Genomic DNA, 17,755 nt, shown 5'->3' on the forward strand with positions numbered 1-17,755 from the left:
ATTACGAATCGCTTTATTTCTTATCGCTGATACGGAAATAGTCAAAGTCCACATATCCTCCGGCTGCCTTTGTTGCATAGTTGAAAAGTCCGAAACGATACCCCATAAAATGTGGGAGGGTATAGGCCATTTTAAGCTGACTGCCTATTTTAATCCACTTCTTGCCATCCAGACTATAGTAGAAACTGGCTATATCTTTCAGATCCGTAAAGTCGCATTCAGCTTTCAGGAATATCACTGTCTGGTTCAGTGGCAGACTTTCCACCTCTTCCGGCTTATCAGTCTGCGCACTTACCATTACAATCTTCTTTACCCCATTTTCATACTTCACACCTACGAACCCATATTTTTTCTGAAGAAGTGCAAGACCTGCAAAATCTCCCTCTTTCATATTAGATACATCCACAGAAGTGGTTCCCGAACATACCGGACCAACCGTTCGCTGCGTCAATGTATTTCGTGCAGACAGGAAATCAGCATCCACCCGTCCGGTTTTAAGGCGCAGATACCCTTTTCGTTCACTAACCGACCAAAGGGAATTGTCCGGATTGTGATTCCACTGCCAAACCAATGGCAAAGCCGCCTCTTTCTTCTTGCGTGTAAACTCATCCGAAGCCACGATGCCCGGTATCAATCCCTTACTTACCGGAAGTTCCAACCTCTCCGGCACTTTCCCGTCTATACCAAGAACCGGCCAACCTTCTTCCCATTTCACCGGAACAAGATAAGGAATACGACCTACCGCACCATTATCACGGAAAAGATAAGCAAACCATCTGCCATCAGGCGTATCTATCAAACCTCCCTGGGCAACACCTTTATCCTGCAAGGCCACTCTGCCCTCCCAAGGCCCGTTTATATGATCGGCGCGATGAATAACCACCGTACGCATTCCACCTTTGGGCCAGGTGATGTTGAACAGGTAATACTTTCCATTCACCTTAAACAGCTGTGAGCCTTCGGCCGGCAAACCGACATTATCCCCTGACGGAGCACTGGCATTCTCTATAAAAATACGTTCGGTCCCTTCCTTGATGCCGGACAAATCGGGTTTCAACTCAGCTATCCGCAGTTTACCACCACCCCAGATTATATAAACGCGTCCATCATCATCAAAGAAAACAGTATGATCATGATAAGAGGGAGTAAACGTGATTGTTTTCCAAGGGCCTTTTTCTATATCTTCCGTAGCATATATATAGGTCTTCCCGGTAGTGCTGGAGAAGGTCGATACATAATACATATTATTATGATAGCGAATACAGCTTGCCCATGTTCCGCTTCCATAAGCATTTTTTCCATTATTCAGGTTCAGTGCATCCACATCAGCCAGAATATCATAGCAATAATTCACTAATTCCCAGTTCACAAGGTCTTTCGACTTCATAATGGGAACTCCCGGAGCCATGTGCATGGTCGTGCTACTCATATAGTAAGTATCTCCTACCCGAATCATCGACATATCGGGTACATCGGCATAAATCACCGGATTTCCGGCTGAGCTTCCCTGGCCCAGAGCTGTGCAACTATATATAATGGTTGCCAGCAAGAAAAGATAAAAACGTCTTTGCATACTATTTCTTTTTTGATATTTCTTTGCTTGTTTCTTTCGCAGGGAAATCTCCCCGCAGCAAATATACAGCATAGATATCAAAAGGCACCTACAATTATTTTACACAAACTTTCGTTGATATTACATCTTTCGCAGTAACATTTCATTTTCTTTCACTCATGTTACATCAAAGGGGTACAGAAGGTATTCAGGGGCAAATACGGGCTATGAAAAGAAGAAAAGCAGAAGGTAATTGTTTCACTACCTGAAATGAAAAGTTTCAAGGCATGAAACAAACAGTTTCTCGGCGTGAAACAAGTAGTTTCATTACTTGAAACAAACAGTTTCATTGCTTGGAACAAACAGTTCCATGCCGTGAAACAAATGATGAGTTCTAAAGGGCATTAATGTTGCTCCCAAAAATCAAGGTATTGCCGGGCTACTTTGATATGATCGTGATGTTTGGCTACGTATTCTACACTTTGCGCAGAAAGTTCCGGAATGCGTTCTTTATGAAGAACAACCTCTTCCAGTTTCCGGTAAATGTCCTGTTCCTCAGGCAAGACATTGATAATGGGGCGAAGCTCCGTTTCATTTAAGATTTCATAGTTTTCCGGTTCACCACCTCCCACAACGGTAACTCCTTTTGCCATGGCAAGCAGTGAGTTCATAGAGGGAGTATATGAATACAACTGGTCTAACTGCACATCCGCATCATCCATCAATTGCTGATAACGGGCATAAGGCACATCATGCACTTCGGTAATCTGGCAAAGATCGGGATATTTATGCTGTACTTCCCGTAGAACAGGCAGCATAACATCGGTACCTTTCACAGTATCTTTAAAGTTCTGGATACCAATAAAGAAGTTCAGTTTCTCCGGCACAGTGCGAATATGCGAAACGATTTCATGCAGATTGATCGGTAAAGGTACGAATGCTGTCTTCTCCGGGAAAAGAGGCTGATAAGCAACGTAATACTCCCACAGGCAAGCCATTATACCATTGCAACTTTCGGCAATAGTGCGGGTAGCACGAGCGGCTCCCCCATAATACCAATCCTGAAGAGTCATTTTATTGAAATCGGTATCACGATAGCAGTTACCGGTTTTAAAATCAGAGTAGCGATAAGTATCAGTCTCCATGCAGGCACGGATATAATAATAATCAGTTCCGAAAGCACCTAAAAAGACTTTGCCATTGAATCTGCGCAGATAGTGGTAAACAGGCAAAGTACGCTCACTACGCAAATGCAAGAAATAGGGGCTAATCAGTTGAACAACATCATAATTACGAAAACTTGGCAAATGGCGCAAAATACGTAAAAGACAAGAAATCCCATCGTATAAACTATTCGTAGGACGATCCAAAGCTATATCACGCGGATAATTTTTCCAGCCGCAGCCATCGGAAGCAACACAAACTTCATGTCCCAATGCCCGAAGCCCAGCAGCAAGGCTCCAATGTAATCCACTATATTCTCCAAGTAACAAGATTCTCATATAAACAAACGGGTATAAGCATTGACAACAGGATATACTAAACCATACTTCCAGGAATACCACTCATCAGACAAAGGTAACAACCCTTCCGCTTTTAAAATACTCATCCGATGATTTATCTCTCTGACACCACATTTATTGCGCCGCATCTGACGGATATAATCAATCGTAAGGAAATTCAGGCGCCGCCGTAAGGCCTTTACCTGCATGGGAATAATCTTCTCATCACTTTCAAGGGAACATAATAAGTTTCTTACCCTGGAAATCATTCCCTGGAAATCATTCAATCTCTTTAAACGTACTTGCAAAGCTCTTTCGTGAATAATAGAAGAGGAACTTCTAAAATAGGCATAAACCGGATAATCAGTAATGAGAGTAGTCGATGCCAAACAATATGCTTTTGCCACAAAATCTTCATCTTCATGAAAACACGACTCGGCAAATACCAATCCATGAATATTTAGAAAGCTACGACTAAAGAAATGCCTCCAGGCAGTACCCATAAAGTTATTCTTACTCATATATTCGGCGCCTGACCCATAAACCTCCCATTTATAGTTAAAAGATCGAGGTATAACACCAGCCCGATTAACCTCACACATCTGAAAAGAACAAATATCCGGCGTATATTTCAAGAGATAAGAAAAGCAATAGGATAGATTTTGGAAAAGATAATCATCCGCATCTACAAACATCAGATAGGTACCCGTTGCCTGACGGATGCCCTGATTACGTGCCCCACCTAATCCTTTTCCATTGTCATCCGCCACAATTATCTCATAGCTTCCCTCTTCCATCCCTTGCTGGCGAATGGAATAAAGACAACGTTGCAACAGCACCGGGTCTGCCGTACCGTAAAAGGGGATAACTATACTGATAAAAGGACTCATGCAGCAAATATACAGAAAATCCTCCCCCAGCCTTACAGCCGGAGAAGGATTTTCAAGAGAAAGACACTAAAAAAGTTATTCAATCGGTATTCCTTTATAGAAGTCCAATATCTTTGTACGGAACAGATATTCATATTTAGCCTGCAATTCATCAGATTGGGCCTTCATCAGATTCTGTTTCGCTTCGTTATACTCTACAGCGGTTGCTTTACCATTGTCGTACTTTTCACTCATCAACTTGAAAGACTCCGCACTGGCATTGGTAGCTGTACTGCTACTGGTGTATTTGCTCTCAGAAGCCAATGCATTGTACCATGCCTGCTGTATTTCCTTATAGAGCGTCTTCTTTACATCGTCCAACTGCAAAGAATAATTCTCCTGCTGCAAGCGGGCTGTACGTACACGATTGCGAGTGGCAAAACGGTTAAAGATAGGCACACTAAGACTGAGTCCTACGTACTTGCTAAAGTTATCCCGCATCTGCTGACTGAAATTACGATCGAGAGTAGAATAATAATTCGTACCGAGACTACCATTCAGATTCAATTTAGGATAAAAAGCACTCTGAGCAATACGAATACTGTGTTCACTACCTTCCAGACGATATTTTGCAGCCTGAACAGCAGCCTTACTTGTCAATGCTGTCTGATAAACCTCATCCGGCGGAGTAAGAGGAAGCAGGTCCAATCTTACCGCAGGAGCTGATAAAGAGAATCCTTCCGGAGTTTCCAACTCTATAAGCTGGCTAAGATCAAGCAAAGCAAGCTGGTAGTTATTATCTGCCTGAACAGCTTTCATCTCATCTTGTGCCACGCGAGCCTTAGCCTCAGCAACCTCGGCAGGAGATGCTTTACCCAGTTCGGCAAGACGTGCAATACGTGCCAACTGTTCTTTACTCAATGCCACCTGACTGATGGCTACCTGATATAGTTCCTGATCGAACAGCACCTGCAAATACGCAGAAGCTATATTAATGGAAATATCCTCCTTAGCCTTTTCCAAATCCGCAATAGCCGCTTTCAGATTCAATTTAGACAAAGCATACTGATTGGGAATTTCCAGACCGGAAAATAAGGGAACACTGGTAGACACAGACATACTGGTGCTGTTACTACTTGTATTGACATAAACCGTAGAATAATCACCAGTGGCTTCATTCTTTACAGCCGTCTGCGTACGTCCCCAGTTCCAGCTTTGCCCGGCACTACCATTCAGATTCGGCAGGCGTGCCCATTTAGCCGTGTTCACACTCACGGCACTCTGTTCCGCAGAGTTAGCAGTCCGGCGGATGCTAATATTATGTTCTATAGCGTAGTCGATGCACTGGCGCAGCGTCCAGCCCTCCTGGGCCTGTACTGAAACAGCCAAAATAGCCATGCATCCCATTATTAAGTTCTTCTTCATAATCTGTTATTATTGAATTATACAAGGTTACTCCAACGGTTTTTATTTATCCTTCTTCTCTGCACCACGCACTTTAGACTTACCGTCTACACCGTCTTTGATAACAATCTTGATACCGTCACTCATGCCAACTTTCACTTCTTTACGTTCAAACTTCTGGGCAGGCACGCTATCCGTCATCACATATACGAATGTGCTGTCTCCACTGAATTCGATTGTACTTTCAGGCAAAGTAAGTGCCTTTTGCGCACGTTCCAGTACGATTTCTGCATTAGCAGAATATCCCGAACGGATCATCACCGTATCCGGTACCTGGATAGCCGCTTTTATTTCAAACTGATTAGCACCATTCTCCTCTACCCCCTTTGGAGAAATATATTCCAATATAGCATCGAATGAAAGATTCTGCAAAGCACCGATTGTCAGCTTCACCGGCATTCCTTCATGCACACGTCCTACTTCCGTTTCGTCAATCTTACCTCTAAAGATGAGGTCGTTCATGTTAGCAACCGTAGCGATTGTAGTACCATCATTGAATGTATTACTCATAATCACCGAGTTACCGGCCTTTACAGGTACATCCAGAATCAAGCCGTCGATTGTAGAGCGGATCAGTGTACTTGAAAAAGAAGCACTGTTCTTTGTAATACCTTCCTTCACAATTTCCAGATTATCCTTAGCTGTTTGCAACTCCTCACGTGCCTGTTTCACACTAACCTCAGCTTTTTCATAGTCCTCACGGCTAACCAACTTGTCTTCAAACAGCTTCTCTACACGGGAGAAGTCTGTTTCACCCTGCTTCGCATTGAGTTCAGCCAAACGCACACGGCTCTCGGCAGAGTTCAGCGTACCCAGTTCGGGAATTACTTTCACTTTAGCAATCACTTCACCCTTACGTATCGTTTGTCCTGCTTCTTTATACAGCTCGTCAATGATACCCGATATCTGAGGCTTGATAAGGATCTCGTCTCTCGGTTCCACCTTTCCGGTTGCCACCGTTGTTTTCTCCAAGTCAGCTACCGCCGGAGTAATTGTCTCATAAACCGTAATCTTCGGTTTTGACTTCTGGTAAAGGAACACAAACGTGAAGATGAAAATGGCAGCTACAACTACCAACAATGCGATTTTCAGATACTTTTTCATACTATTATTATATTATTGTTTCTTTATTTCTATTTTTATATCCCGCCCACACCCCGCAGGCCCTTCCATTTTTAATTATTAATTTATAATTTATAATTATTATTCATCCCTGATAGCCTCGATAGGCTTGATCGCCATGGCACGATAAGCGGGAGCCAGCCCTGCAAGTACCCCCAGACCTATCAGCAACGCACATGTACCGATAGCCAATCCGAATGAAACCTGGTAATGCGTAGTTATATGTCCCGGATCATTGGCAGCAGCCTCCAATACTTGCAGCACCAATACGGCAAAAGAAATACCCGCCATACCTGCAATCGTGGTCAGCACCATACTCTCCGAAAGAATCTGTTGCAGAATATCCCGTGGACGTGCTCCAATAGCGCGTCGAATACCGATTTCCGTAGTACGTTCGCGCACCGTCACCATCATAATGTTCGATACGCCAATTGCTCCGGCAAATAAAGTACCCAGACCTACCATCCAGATCAAAATCCGGACACCTGTCATCAGATTATCTACCATAGAGAACATAGCCTCTGCATTCAGCATCATTACTGCCTGCTTATCATCCGGAGATATGTAGTGAGCCGCTTTCACAATGCGTTCCACCTTATCCTGAATATCCGTTACCTTGATACCCGGTTTCACCGTAAAACAAACCACATGAATCCGATTTCCCAGATTGTATGCCTGCTTCATAGTAGTATAAGGCAATGTAATAGCCTCTGAAGCTTGTCCCTGAATATTCATATTCCCCTCGGACGAACACATACCGACCACCTGATAATAAATACCATCTACCCGGATATACTTTCCACAGGGATCTTCTCCCGGACGAAACAAACTTTCATACACGCGTTTGCCAATCGTACAAACCTTACGTGCCTCCTTGATATCCACGTCATTGATGAAGCGTCCGTAAGCCATTTCCTGATGCTCTATATGCTCATATTCGGGATATAATCCCTTTACACTACATTCATATTTCTTATCTCCATGGATCGCAGTTCTTCCCCAGTAGGCTATAGAAGGAGTAATGACATCTATTTCATTCACTCCGGCACGCAAGCGTTCAATGTCAGAAAGCTCCAGATTCCACCAGCGTCCTTTACGGAAACCTTTATACGCTTCCCCCGTCTTCTGCGAAACCAGAAAAGCCGAGTTCGTGGCAAAGCCTTCGAATTGGGAACTCATAGCCTGTTGCATCCCCTGGCCACCACCAATGAGTGCCACCAGCATAAAGATGCCCCAGAATACACCGAATGCCGTCAGCAAGCTTCGCGTCTTGTTTCTTGTAATCGTGATGAGGATTTCCTCACAAGAGTCTATATCTATTCTCATGTTAATAGTGATTAATGTTTAGTGATTAGTGATTCATACTTTATATTCATCGTTAGCCACTAATCCGCTCTCAATGCTTCTATCGGACTGATGCTTACCGCCTTCCTTGCAGGGAAGAATCCTGCCAGCGTACCCGCAATAATCAAGGTAAGCGTGGCCTGAATGGCAACACTTAAGTCTACAGTCGGATTCGAGAACATGGTTTGCTGGAACATTCCCGCATCCATAGTCTGGTTACCGAAGGCCGAGTTCATCCATTCCGTGACGGCAATGCCGGCCACCATACCTATATATCCAAATAAAGTAGTAATAGTAACACTCTCCACAATAATCAGCCAAAGAATAGAAAACGGCTTCGCTCCAAGAGCCTTACGAATACCGAATTCACGAGTACGTTCTTTCACTGTAATCAACATGATGTTCGAAACACCTACAATACCGCTCAGCAAAGTAAAGATACCAATTACCCAGATAGCCGTACGCAACATTCCCATTGCATTCTGTGTACGCATATAATCCGTGAAGCGGTTCCATATCCAGATAGCACTGTTGTCCTGAGGATCAAAACGACGACTGGCACCAATTACCCTACGATAGTTCGCCTCAAAAATTTCATTGCTCTCTATCGTTTCCAGATTCTTAGTCGTAAAGATGATATTATTCAGCTGTTCGCCTTTATTATAGATGGTCTGCAAAGTAGAGAAAGGGATATAAGCCTCGCTGGCTTCACGGTCTCCCTGGTCATTATAGATACCAACGACCTGATAAGCCACTCCACTTGCATTCACAAACTGCCCGATAGGCTCAGTATGAGTCTTGCCAAATAAAATCTCAGCAGTTTTCTTATGTATAACCATAACTTTCCGGCGCTCCTTCAAGTCATTCTGGTTGATAAAACGTCCGTCCGCAGTCTTCACTGTCTCTACCTCCGTATAATTAGGATGCACTCCTAAAAGGGAGATATTGACATACTCCTGCCCAAAGCTGACATTTACACTACTCTGCCGTACGGTAGCACCGGCACTGATTACATAATCCGGGAAATACTTTTCGGTAGCTTCCAGATCATTATTTTCCAAACGGACACGACGCCCCTCCTTCAATCCCGCATAAGGCTTGGAAGTCCATCCCGGAAAAATGCGGATAGAGTTCAATGCACGTTCCGAGGAAGATTGGTCGAAAGCATGGATGATACCATTTCCGGCACCCAGCAACACGATAAGCATAAATATGCCCCATGCCACGGCAAATCCTGTGAGGAACGTACGCAATTTGTTCCGCTTGATGGTTCCGTATATTTCTTGCCAAATATCAAACATATATTCATTTACTATTTGACAATTTACAATTTACAATTTGCCTTCCGGAATGTTGGCGAGGCCTCAATTGTACGTTGTAAATTGTACATTGTACATTCTTTTATTTCATAAATCCGTCTTTTCCGAATGGAGAAGCATCATGATTATGATTTTCTTCAATACTGCCGATAATACCATCCTTAATATGAATAATCTTATCCGTCTGATTGGCTACACCGCTTTCATGCGTAACCACCACAATAGTCATACCTGTCTTGTGCAAATCTTTAAGAATCTGCATAACTTCCACGGAAGTCTTACTATCAAGGGCACCGGTAGGTTCGTCAGCCAGGATAATCTGCGGCTGAGTGATAAGAGCACGGGCAATGGCAACACGCTGTTTCTGTCCACCGGACATTTCGTTCGGCATGTGATGCGCCCAATCTTTCAACCCCAGGCGATCCAGATATTCCAGTGCCAAAGCATTGCGCTTGCGACGGCTCACTCCCTGATAGAAAAGGGGTAGCGCCACATTCTCCACTGCATTTTTAAAAGAAATCAAGTTAAAAGACTGGAAGATGAACCCAATCATACGATTCCGGTATTCAGCCGCCTTGGTCTCACTGAGATTTTTGATCAGCGTACCATTCAGATAATACTCACCGGTATCATAATTATCCAGAATACCTAATATATTCAGTAAAGTGGATTTACCGGAACCCGAAGCTCCCATAATGGAAACGAACTCCCCCCGTTTAATCTCGAGGTTGATGCCTTTGAGCACATGTAGGGGTGCCCCGTTGTTGTAGGTCTTGTTAATGTCTTTCAGCTGTATCACGGATCTCTCTGTTTTAGTCTGTTTCTTATTAATTTTCACTATTAGACGCAGCAATGTTACGAAAAGTTGCAAATGGGGTGAACTTTTTTTCAAAAAGATTTTGAAGTATCATTTTTCTTTGTGTAATTTGTAACCATAAAACTAATTAACTAACCCTTTAAACAAAACATTAATATCATGAATTCAAGCATGGAAAAACCCTACGTAGTAGGTATTGACATAGGCGGAACAAACACCGTCTTTGGCATTGTGGATGCACGCGGAACTATTATTGCAAGCGGTTCCATCAAAACCGGCGCTCACGAACAGGTAGATAATTATGTAGACGAAGTCTGCAAAAATCTGTTGCCTTTGATTATTGCCAACGGTGGCGTAGACAAAATTAAAGGTATCGGTATTGGTGCTCCCAACGGTAACTACTACAGCGGTACTATTGAATTTGCCCCTAACTTGCCCTGGAAAGGTGTAATTCCTTTGGCAGCCATGTTTGAGGAACGTCTGGGTATCCCGACTGCATTGACCAACGATGCCAACGCCGCAGCTATCGGTGAAATGACTTACGGTGCTGCACGTGGTATGAAAGATTTCATCATGATCACTCTGGGTACAGGTGTAGGTAGCGGTATCGTTATCAACGGACAGATGGTTTATGGTCACGATGGTTTTGCCGGAGAATTAGGCCACGTCATCATACGTCGCGAGAATGGTCGTCTCTGCGGATGCGGACGTCACGGCTGTCTGGAAACTTACTGTTCGGCTACCGGTGTAGCTCGTACAGCCCGTGAATTCCTGACTGCACGTACTGAGCCAAGTTTGCTTCGTTCTATTCCTGCTGAAAGTATCACGTCTAAGGATGTATACGATGCAGCCGTTCAAGGTGACAAACTTGCACAAGATATCTTTAACTTTACAGGTAATATTCTGGGTGAAGCTATAGCAGATGCTATTGCATTCTCCAGCCCCGAAGCTATCATCCTGTTTGGTGGATTGGCTAAATCCGGAGATTATATCTTCAAACCTATCCAGAAAGCTATCGATGACAATGTGCTGAATATCTATAAAGGTAAAGCCAAGCTGTTGATGTCTGAATTGAAAGATTCTGATGCTGCTGTATTAGGTGCCAGTGCATTGGGCTGGGAACTAAGAGACTTGAAGTAAAAATAGTCCATCATAATTTTAAGTAGAATCCTCCTTTTGCCGGTAAAACGGGAAAGGAGGATTTGTTATTTCACAAAACTCCAAAAGCTTTCAGGTGTAATTATTTCATAAACTGAGTTTGGGTAGCTTTCCGTAAATACTTTAGGTTGTTTACTTTTAGCCTTAGTATTCCACTTAAACTCGAATGTTTTTAATATTCCATCCTGCTCTTCAATAAGGTCTATTTCTTTCTGGTCGTGCGTACGCCAAAAATAAAGTTGCGCGAAACTTCCCGAATAGGCATTATATTTCACTCGCTCGCTAACCATCAAATTTTCCCATAATGCACCGACATCCGTTCTCAGTTCCAAAGGAGCAAAATTAGAAATCACAGCATTTCTGATTCCATTATCATAAAAATATATTTTCTTTCCTTTTTTTATTTCATTCCTCAGATTTCGACTGAAAGACTCCAGCCTGAATACAACAAAGCATTTTTCCAGAAGACATATATAGTTTTCAACGGTCTCTTTATCTATTCCCAACAGATTACTTAGTTCATTGTAAGAGACTTCACTTCCTAACTGTAAAGCCAAAGCTCTAACAAGTTTTTGAATAACATCAGGCTTTTTCAAACCCTTATAAGAAAACAAATCTTTATACAGATAATTGTTAGTAAGAGACATCAATGTTCTTTTGGCATCCGCCGGCTCCGTTACCACTTCGGGGTATAAGCCATAAATCAATCTATTCTCTAACAATCGTTTTTCCTCTCGCTCTGAAGTATCAGCAGCCAACTCGGCCAAGGAGAAAGGATAAAGGTTATATTCTATCAAACGCCCGGTGGCTGGTTCATTGATTTCATTTGCCATGTCAAACGAAGAAGAGCCAGTGACAACAATCTGTGTATCTAACTTTAGATCACCTATCATTTTCAAAGTCAATCCGATGTTTTTTACTCGCTGCGCTTCATCAATAAAAGCCATATCATAAGACGAGAATAAATATTTCAATTCAGTTGACGTACGCTCTTCAAGTGATAGTCTATCATCAATATTATCACAATTCAGTAATAGCACCTTTTCTTTATCAGATTTTAATGACAACAAAAGGGTTGTTTTACCAACCTGTCTTGCCCCTAACAATACAATTACTTTCTTGCGTTTGAAATCAGCAAGAATTGATTTCTGAATTTCCCGTTTAAACATAGCCACTTTTTTCTACAAAGATATAAATTTTCGATTGCAACCGAAAAATTCACCTTATTTTTTCGGTTACAATCGAAAAAACAGTAATTATATCAGCATTGCCGTACATACCGGTCCAAACTATCCTTACCCGACAAACCGATTTTATTCTTAATGCGCTGCTTCGTCTTCAATACCGACTTAGGAGTAATATTAAAAAGAGCAGCAATCGCTTTATTGCACAGCGAAAGAAAGAGAAACAATCCTGTTTATGCATAGGAGCTATATCGGTGAAAAGCCATTTTAGGCTTGAATGCTTACTAGCTCTCCTTTAGCATTATGATAAAAGGGCGTGTCCACCCTCATAAAAATCTACATCCAAACCACCTCTCCGTTTTTATATAAAAATATTCGTTCCTGAATCTTTTCATCTTTCTTCGTCCTCTGCACTAATCTAAACAATGCATCTCCCGGGACATTTTTAAAGATCAGATCCGTTCCACTCCCATTTTGTTTTTCAAATAACTCCCACTTGCTATTTTTCCAATAAAATAATTCATACTCGCTGTTTCCAAATATCTGCGACATGACATAAGGTGCCACAACAATATGCCTCACTTCATACTCCTTACCCAAATCAACATCCACATATTTCGCTTTTGATTTACCACGATAACAAGTTGAAGTAAAACCATCAAAAAGCACATCAACCTCCTCATTTTCGGACAAAGATTGTAAATGAGATACAACTTTAATATTCTTTATTTTACCCTGTGCGTCATAAAAAGCCAGTTCTCCTAAAGCGATACTATCCGAAGGCAGACTGATTCTTACAAATCGACTGGCTGTTTTCATGTTTGTTCTATAAATAGTACGTCTGACCGGTAATATACCGGAAATCATACATAATGTATCTGCCGCTCCATCCTTATTCAAACTCACAAAACTGGCACCATCCATGCATTTCAAATATCTCCGATTTCTAAAAGACTGTATCACAACATTTCTTGTCACTAAACTGTCTTCCCGCACTCCCATTCCATCCAACACCTGTATACTGCCATCTTCCTTCAACAACAATGGAGGAGCTGCCGGTAATAAGTTTCCCCTTTTATAATAGGCCGGCAGATATACTATATTCCTTCCCATATTCCGGAATAGCACTTTACCGTCTACTATCTCCCCAAACTGTACAGGTATCCAACCTTCAACATTGAATACACACAGATAAACATATTTTGTATTCACCGGAGTATCTTCGGTTAAAAGTACCTTCACATCGGTTGTCTCAAAATAATCAGAGGAGACATCCTTCTTCTTAAAATTACGGAATAATGGAGGAATATTCTCCATTTCCATATCCTTACCCAACAATGAGCTCTCTAAATGAGTGGAATAAGTTTTTCTATATACCTTTGGAACACGAAACTCACCTTGTCCGTTGGAATCATACATTCCTGTATTACTGTATAATCTGTTATAGTGTTCCCATTTATTATGCCCCCAGAATGGATCAAAAGCATAATGTTTATCATCTACTACCAACACATTCCAAGAATGAGAACCATTCTGGCTTCCCCATGCCGGAACAAAATCCACTGCAACTGGCATACCAAGAGCCGAAAGCAATAAAGAATTAAAAACTCCCCGCTCTGTACAGCTTCCACCTCCCATCTGCACCAAAGCCTCAGCACTCAAAGCCGGGATGCCCGAACCATTGAAAGTAGTAAAATCAATATTCCTATAAAAGGCCAATACAGAATCCACTTCATTAGTCAGTTGTTTTGTTTTATCTTGAAAATATTGGTGTTTATATAATTGATAAAACCGTGAGCGAGAATCATCCAATACAAAACTATTTCCACGATAGAAAGGTAAGATGTACTCACAGAAGTACTCAAATGAACATTTTCCTGTAAATGCATTCCCTTTCCATGATTTGAATGCCTGATCAATTTCAACTATCATCTGATCAGCAGTTATCACCTTCTGCAGGGGAGCATAATCCACGGCTGCAGATGTCTTACCAGCCTGAAATACATCCCATAAACTATCTATCAGTGCTATCCATTGGCTTCTATTGGTAGACTTATACTCATCCCTGATTGAATCACATCTCTGATAAAACGACTTATATGTTTCCACGGATGCTAAGGTCGGCATAGAGTGTCCCACCATATTCTGAATAAGAAACTCTGCGGCTTTCAATTTAGAATCATCGTCTTGATAATGTAGCAAGACTTTCTCAAGTTCATCCCGATTCTCGCCCGCAAGAGATAAAACTTCCTCCACACTTTTACTATATTTATTACATGAAGCACAAAAGCACAGTAAAGCCACAAAAAAAAATACCATCAAACATTTCTTCATCATAATCACCAAAGACATTTATATTAGTGACAATCAGCACTGTTGTATATACTTATCTAAACTGTCCGCAGCTGACAAGGCCAATTTATTTTTTATACGCTGCTTTGCTTTCAACACAGACCGGGGAGCTATGTTGAAGAGAAGAGCGATTGTCTTATTATCCAAGCGGGCACGTAGCAGATAACACAACCTCAACTCCTGTGCACTCAAATAAAATGACATCAATTGATCTAACAGACACCCCCCATAAAACAAATCTATAACGATAAACAGATTACTCCATTCAGCCTCATCTCTGACTATTCCATAGGCAGTTTTTTGATGAAGACACAGTAACTGCCCCATTGCCACTATTAAAGAAGAAGAACATCCTGCTAATGCCGAAGCTTTCTGATAATCCTTCAATTGTTTTGTCAACTGTTTATTACGATACAGCAGACAAGCACTCCAACTATCCTTATATGTATCCATATTCACTATATTATATAATATTTACTTATCACTCTTCGTATCATCCCAGTTATTTCCTATATTTACCATTTCACTCCTCATTTCCCTAATCGCGGTAGAATAGACTTTCGGTTCCTTAGTCAATACAATTCGCTGCATCTTCTCAAATTTTTCCCAATTCCGGTATTCCGGCTCCGCATAGAGTTTTGCCAGCAGATAGTAGGGATAAATCCGACCCGGCAAACGATGAACTGATGCCAAATAATAAGTTTCAGCTTTCTCATAGTATTGCATTTCCTGATAATTCTTACCTATTATATTAAGTATCATTGGGTCAGTACTATATAAAAGAGCCCGATTCAGAAATAAATTAGATTGATCATAACGACCGGACTTATGCAAACTATGCCCATATTCAAATAAGAATTCCCCCTTCTTTCCCAACAGTGGATAGAGTTTATAATAAGCTTCATTGGCAGCTGTATAACTTCCCAAATGATAAAGCATTCTCGCATTCACCCAATCCCGGCAGGCATTTTCCTCCCTTTGCCATTTATCGTCAAGTCCCACCATCCATATCAGTGCACAAGTGCCACAAATAAGAAATTTTCCTGCCACATCTCCAGTTCCACAAGCAAACAACAGACATATACCAGTTACCACAAAAACCGGGGAAGTCATGGGATAAGAAGAAAAAGAGAAAACAAGCAAAGATATGAGTGCTCCGCAGATTTCATAACGCCCCCATTTCATCCCTAACCACAGGCAGCCTCCAATAGTCACCAGCAACATTACACAAAGCATAATTCCTGCTGTTAACGCCAGTTCCAGATATTCATTGAAAGCATATTCCGGACTTCCGGCCACACGTTCTTCCCAAGTAGCATAGCCTCCGCTACCAAAATAATTTTCTTGTGCTTCACTATAGGCATAAGCGAATCCTTCACGACATCCCCATGGATGATCTACAATAGCTTTACATGTAATTTTCCACATAAACAGACGCCCCATAGCAGAGTCTGGCTTCAAAAAGAAAATACCTGCACCTCCCAATATCAAAACAAAAAATCCGGCTACTCCCCATGTAAGGTAACGCTTCCTATACCTCCGCCATAAAATACCCCATTTACGTCTGTCACGATGCATATATGCTACCCATGCACAGCTTATTGCAGCAGCAACCCAGGCCGAACGGCTCATAGTGGCTGGCAGCACACATAAAATAAGAATACCGGCAAGTCCTGCCATCACTTTTCCTATTTTATGGAAAGTATCTGTACTCTTCCGCTCACAAGCACGTAAATACAAATGTAGGCAGACAGGTAATATCATTGCTAAATATCCCCCATACGGACCGGGATTGAAGAAAGAGCCTGTAAGTGCGTACCGTAAATGCCCGGAAGCAGAAAATCCATACAATTGTCGCAATCCCCAAACAGACTCAATAATCCCTAATAATACCAGACTCCATGCCATATGAATAAAGAAATACCGGAAACACAAAACATCTGTCCAGGAAGCCTTTCCCAAAAACTGTATCAGGCAGGAAACAGCGATACATCCAGTCGAAAACAGAACAGCTTTCCCAAACCATACCCATTGCCCGATGGTTTCTCCTGCAGGCAGTTCAGGAGTTACTGCACATGCCATACTCAGCAAGGAGCAAACAGCCATAAACTGTAACGAAACGACTGTTGCCTTTCTTATTTTATGAGTCCATCCTATCATCATTCTATCTTTTTGAATATCCTATTCCATCTCACTCTATCAGTTCTTTTATCTACCGACTTCCATATTCTGACAGCCTTTCCAACAATAAAAGGTTCAGGCAATAACCCCCAATAACGAGAATCCTGAGAATTTATAGCCAAGTCTCCTGCTACAAAATAATAATCCTGCTGAAAAGAATACTTCCGTATCACACTATCACCTAACAATACGGTATCACCTTTCAGAGTAAGATGTTTCTTTTGTTCCCATTCTATTGCATTCCGGTAAAGAATCTTATTCAATGGAGTCATTAATACTTCTGTACCTTTAGCAGGAATAAAAAACGGTCCAAATTCCACTATATTCCAATTTACAACATCATTAAATGGATAAGCATTAAAACATATTCCCCGTTCACGAGCAGAGAGATCATCAACTATCCCATTTAGCTGCAAACGCAGACAATCTTGCTGCCCGATATTCCCCAGCACCCCATCATAATCACGTACATAATAACGTGTATCTCTTATTTCAAATGTATCACCCGGTAAAGCAACACAACGCTTCACATAGTATTTCATTACATCCAACCCTATGCTATCCCAACGCCCCGGATATGGAAAATTAAAGACCAATACATCATTCCGTTTTACTTTCCCCAAACCCGGGAGGCGGGATATCTTCACCTCTTTTCCATCCAAAGCATCCCACACATTGAAGATACGTCCTCCCATTACCCACTTGTTTACCAGGATACAATCTTCCGGCAACAGAGCAGGTTCCATAGAGTCTGTAGGAACTTTAAAAGTAGCAAAGGTTGTAACTCCCAGCAATAAATAGAGCACAAAGAGTATACAAACAATTATGGTCAACCTGAACACCCTATCTATGAAGAATGAAAGCCCGTAGTACTTCTTTTTCATCTGCAAT

The 17,755-nt window shown here is 41.8% G+C and carries 14 protein-coding genes and 1 pseudogene; 1 reads left to right on the plus strand and 14 read right to left on the minus strand.

From position 1 onward, the window contains the following. Nucleotides 1-13: 13 nt before the first annotated feature. From DWW10_RS00450 to DWW10_RS00490, 8 genes are all read right to left on the minus strand, one after another. Nucleotides 14-1,573 (minus strand): glycoside hydrolase family 43 protein, encoded by a 1,560-nt coding sequence (locus DWW10_RS00450; RefSeq protein ID WP_022393944.1) that lies wholly within the window; start codon nucleotides 1,571-1,573, stop codon nucleotides 14-16. Nucleotides 1,574-1,956: 383 nt separating this feature from the next. Beyond that, nucleotides 1,957-3,054 (minus strand): glycosyltransferase, encoded by a 1,098-nt coding sequence (locus tag DWW10_RS00460; protein WP_022393943.1) that lies wholly within the window; start codon nucleotides 3,052-3,054, stop codon nucleotides 1,957-1,959. Continuing rightward, the gene (locus DWW10_RS00465) at nucleotides 3,051-3,944 is read right to left on the minus strand and encodes a glycosyltransferase family A protein (protein WP_022393942.1); all 894 of its coding nucleotides are present in this window, start codon (nucleotides 3,942-3,944) and stop codon (nucleotides 3,051-3,053) included. Before DWW10_RS00465 ends, DWW10_RS00460 begins: the two co-directional genes overlap by 4 nt. A gap of 75 nt (nucleotides 3,945-4,019) precedes the next feature. After that, nucleotides 4,020-5,348: a TolC family protein gene (locus DWW10_RS00470; protein ID WP_118221759.1), complete on the minus strand. Its 1,329-nt coding sequence runs from the start codon at nucleotides 5,346-5,348 to the stop codon at nucleotides 4,020-4,022. A 42-nt stretch (nucleotides 5,349-5,390) separates the two neighbouring features. Further along, complete coding sequence (locus DWW10_RS00475) at nucleotides 5,391-6,491, minus strand: efflux RND transporter periplasmic adaptor subunit (RefSeq protein WP_022393940.1); 1,101 nt, start codon at nucleotides 6,489-6,491, stop codon at nucleotides 5,391-5,393. A gap of 99 nt (nucleotides 6,492-6,590) precedes the next feature. Then, entirely contained in the window at nucleotides 6,591-7,835 is a 1,245-nt protein-coding gene (locus tag DWW10_RS00480) for an ABC transporter permease (protein ID WP_022393939.1), read from the minus strand. 59 nt (nucleotides 7,836-7,894) lie between these two features. After that, complete coding sequence (locus DWW10_RS00485) at nucleotides 7,895-9,154, minus strand: ABC transporter permease (RefSeq protein WP_022393938.1); 1,260 nt, start codon at nucleotides 9,152-9,154, stop codon at nucleotides 7,895-7,897. A gap of 100 nt (nucleotides 9,155-9,254) precedes the next feature. Then, the gene (locus tag DWW10_RS00490) at nucleotides 9,255-9,971 is read right to left on the minus strand and encodes an ABC transporter ATP-binding protein (RefSeq protein ID WP_118221901.1); all 717 of its coding nucleotides are present in this window, start codon (nucleotides 9,969-9,971) and stop codon (nucleotides 9,255-9,257) included. Nucleotides 9,972-10,148: 177 nt separating this feature from the next. Here DWW10_RS00490 and DWW10_RS00495 point away from each other — a divergent pair, with 177 nt between their 5' ends. Beyond that, nucleotides 10,149-11,129: an ROK family protein gene (locus DWW10_RS00495; RefSeq protein WP_022393936.1), complete on the plus strand. Its 981-nt coding sequence runs from the start codon at nucleotides 10,149-10,151 to the stop codon at nucleotides 11,127-11,129. A gap of 65 nt (nucleotides 11,130-11,194) precedes the next feature. Here the strand turns inward: DWW10_RS00495 and DWW10_RS00500 are convergent, their stop codons facing one another. The 6 genes and pseudogenes from DWW10_RS00500 to lepB all read right to left on the minus strand — a co-directional run bounded on the left by DWW10_RS00500 (nucleotide 11,195) and on the right by lepB (nucleotide 17,748). Continuing rightward, complete coding sequence (locus tag DWW10_RS00500; RefSeq protein WP_022393935.1) at nucleotides 11,195-12,316, minus strand: ATP-binding protein; 1,122 nt, start codon at nucleotides 12,314-12,316, stop codon at nucleotides 11,195-11,197. Between the two features lie 92 nt (nucleotides 12,317-12,408). Then, nucleotides 12,409-12,540 (minus strand): annotated as a pseudogene (locus DWW10_RS26295) (helix-turn-helix transcriptional regulator); the annotation flags it as partial. 127 nt (nucleotides 12,541-12,667) lie between these two features. Continuing rightward, complete coding sequence (locus DWW10_RS00510; protein ID WP_147350446.1) at nucleotides 12,668-14,587, minus strand: hypothetical protein; 1,920 nt, start codon at nucleotides 14,585-14,587, stop codon at nucleotides 12,668-12,670. A 111-nt stretch (nucleotides 14,588-14,698) separates the two neighbouring features. Next, entirely contained in the window at nucleotides 14,699-15,136 is a 438-nt protein-coding gene (locus DWW10_RS00515; protein ID WP_022393933.1) for a helix-turn-helix transcriptional regulator, read from the minus strand. Between the two features lie 21 nt (nucleotides 15,137-15,157). Further along, entirely contained in the window at nucleotides 15,158-16,846 is a 1,689-nt protein-coding gene (locus DWW10_RS00520) for an O-antigen ligase family protein (protein WP_022393932.1), read from the minus strand. After that, nucleotides 16,843-17,748, minus strand: coding sequence for a signal peptidase I (gene lepB / locus DWW10_RS00525; RefSeq protein ID WP_118420622.1), 906 nt, complete (start codon nucleotides 17,746-17,748; stop codon nucleotides 16,843-16,845). Before lepB ends, DWW10_RS00520 begins: the two co-directional genes overlap by 4 nt. Between the last annotated feature and the right edge of the window lie 7 nt (nucleotides 17,749-17,755).

Origin of the sequence: Bacteroides intestinalis, from assembly GCF_003464595.1 — a bacterium.
In the GTDB taxonomy this organism is placed as follows: domain Bacteria; phylum Bacteroidota; class Bacteroidia; order Bacteroidales; family Bacteroidaceae; genus Bacteroides; species Bacteroides intestinalis_A.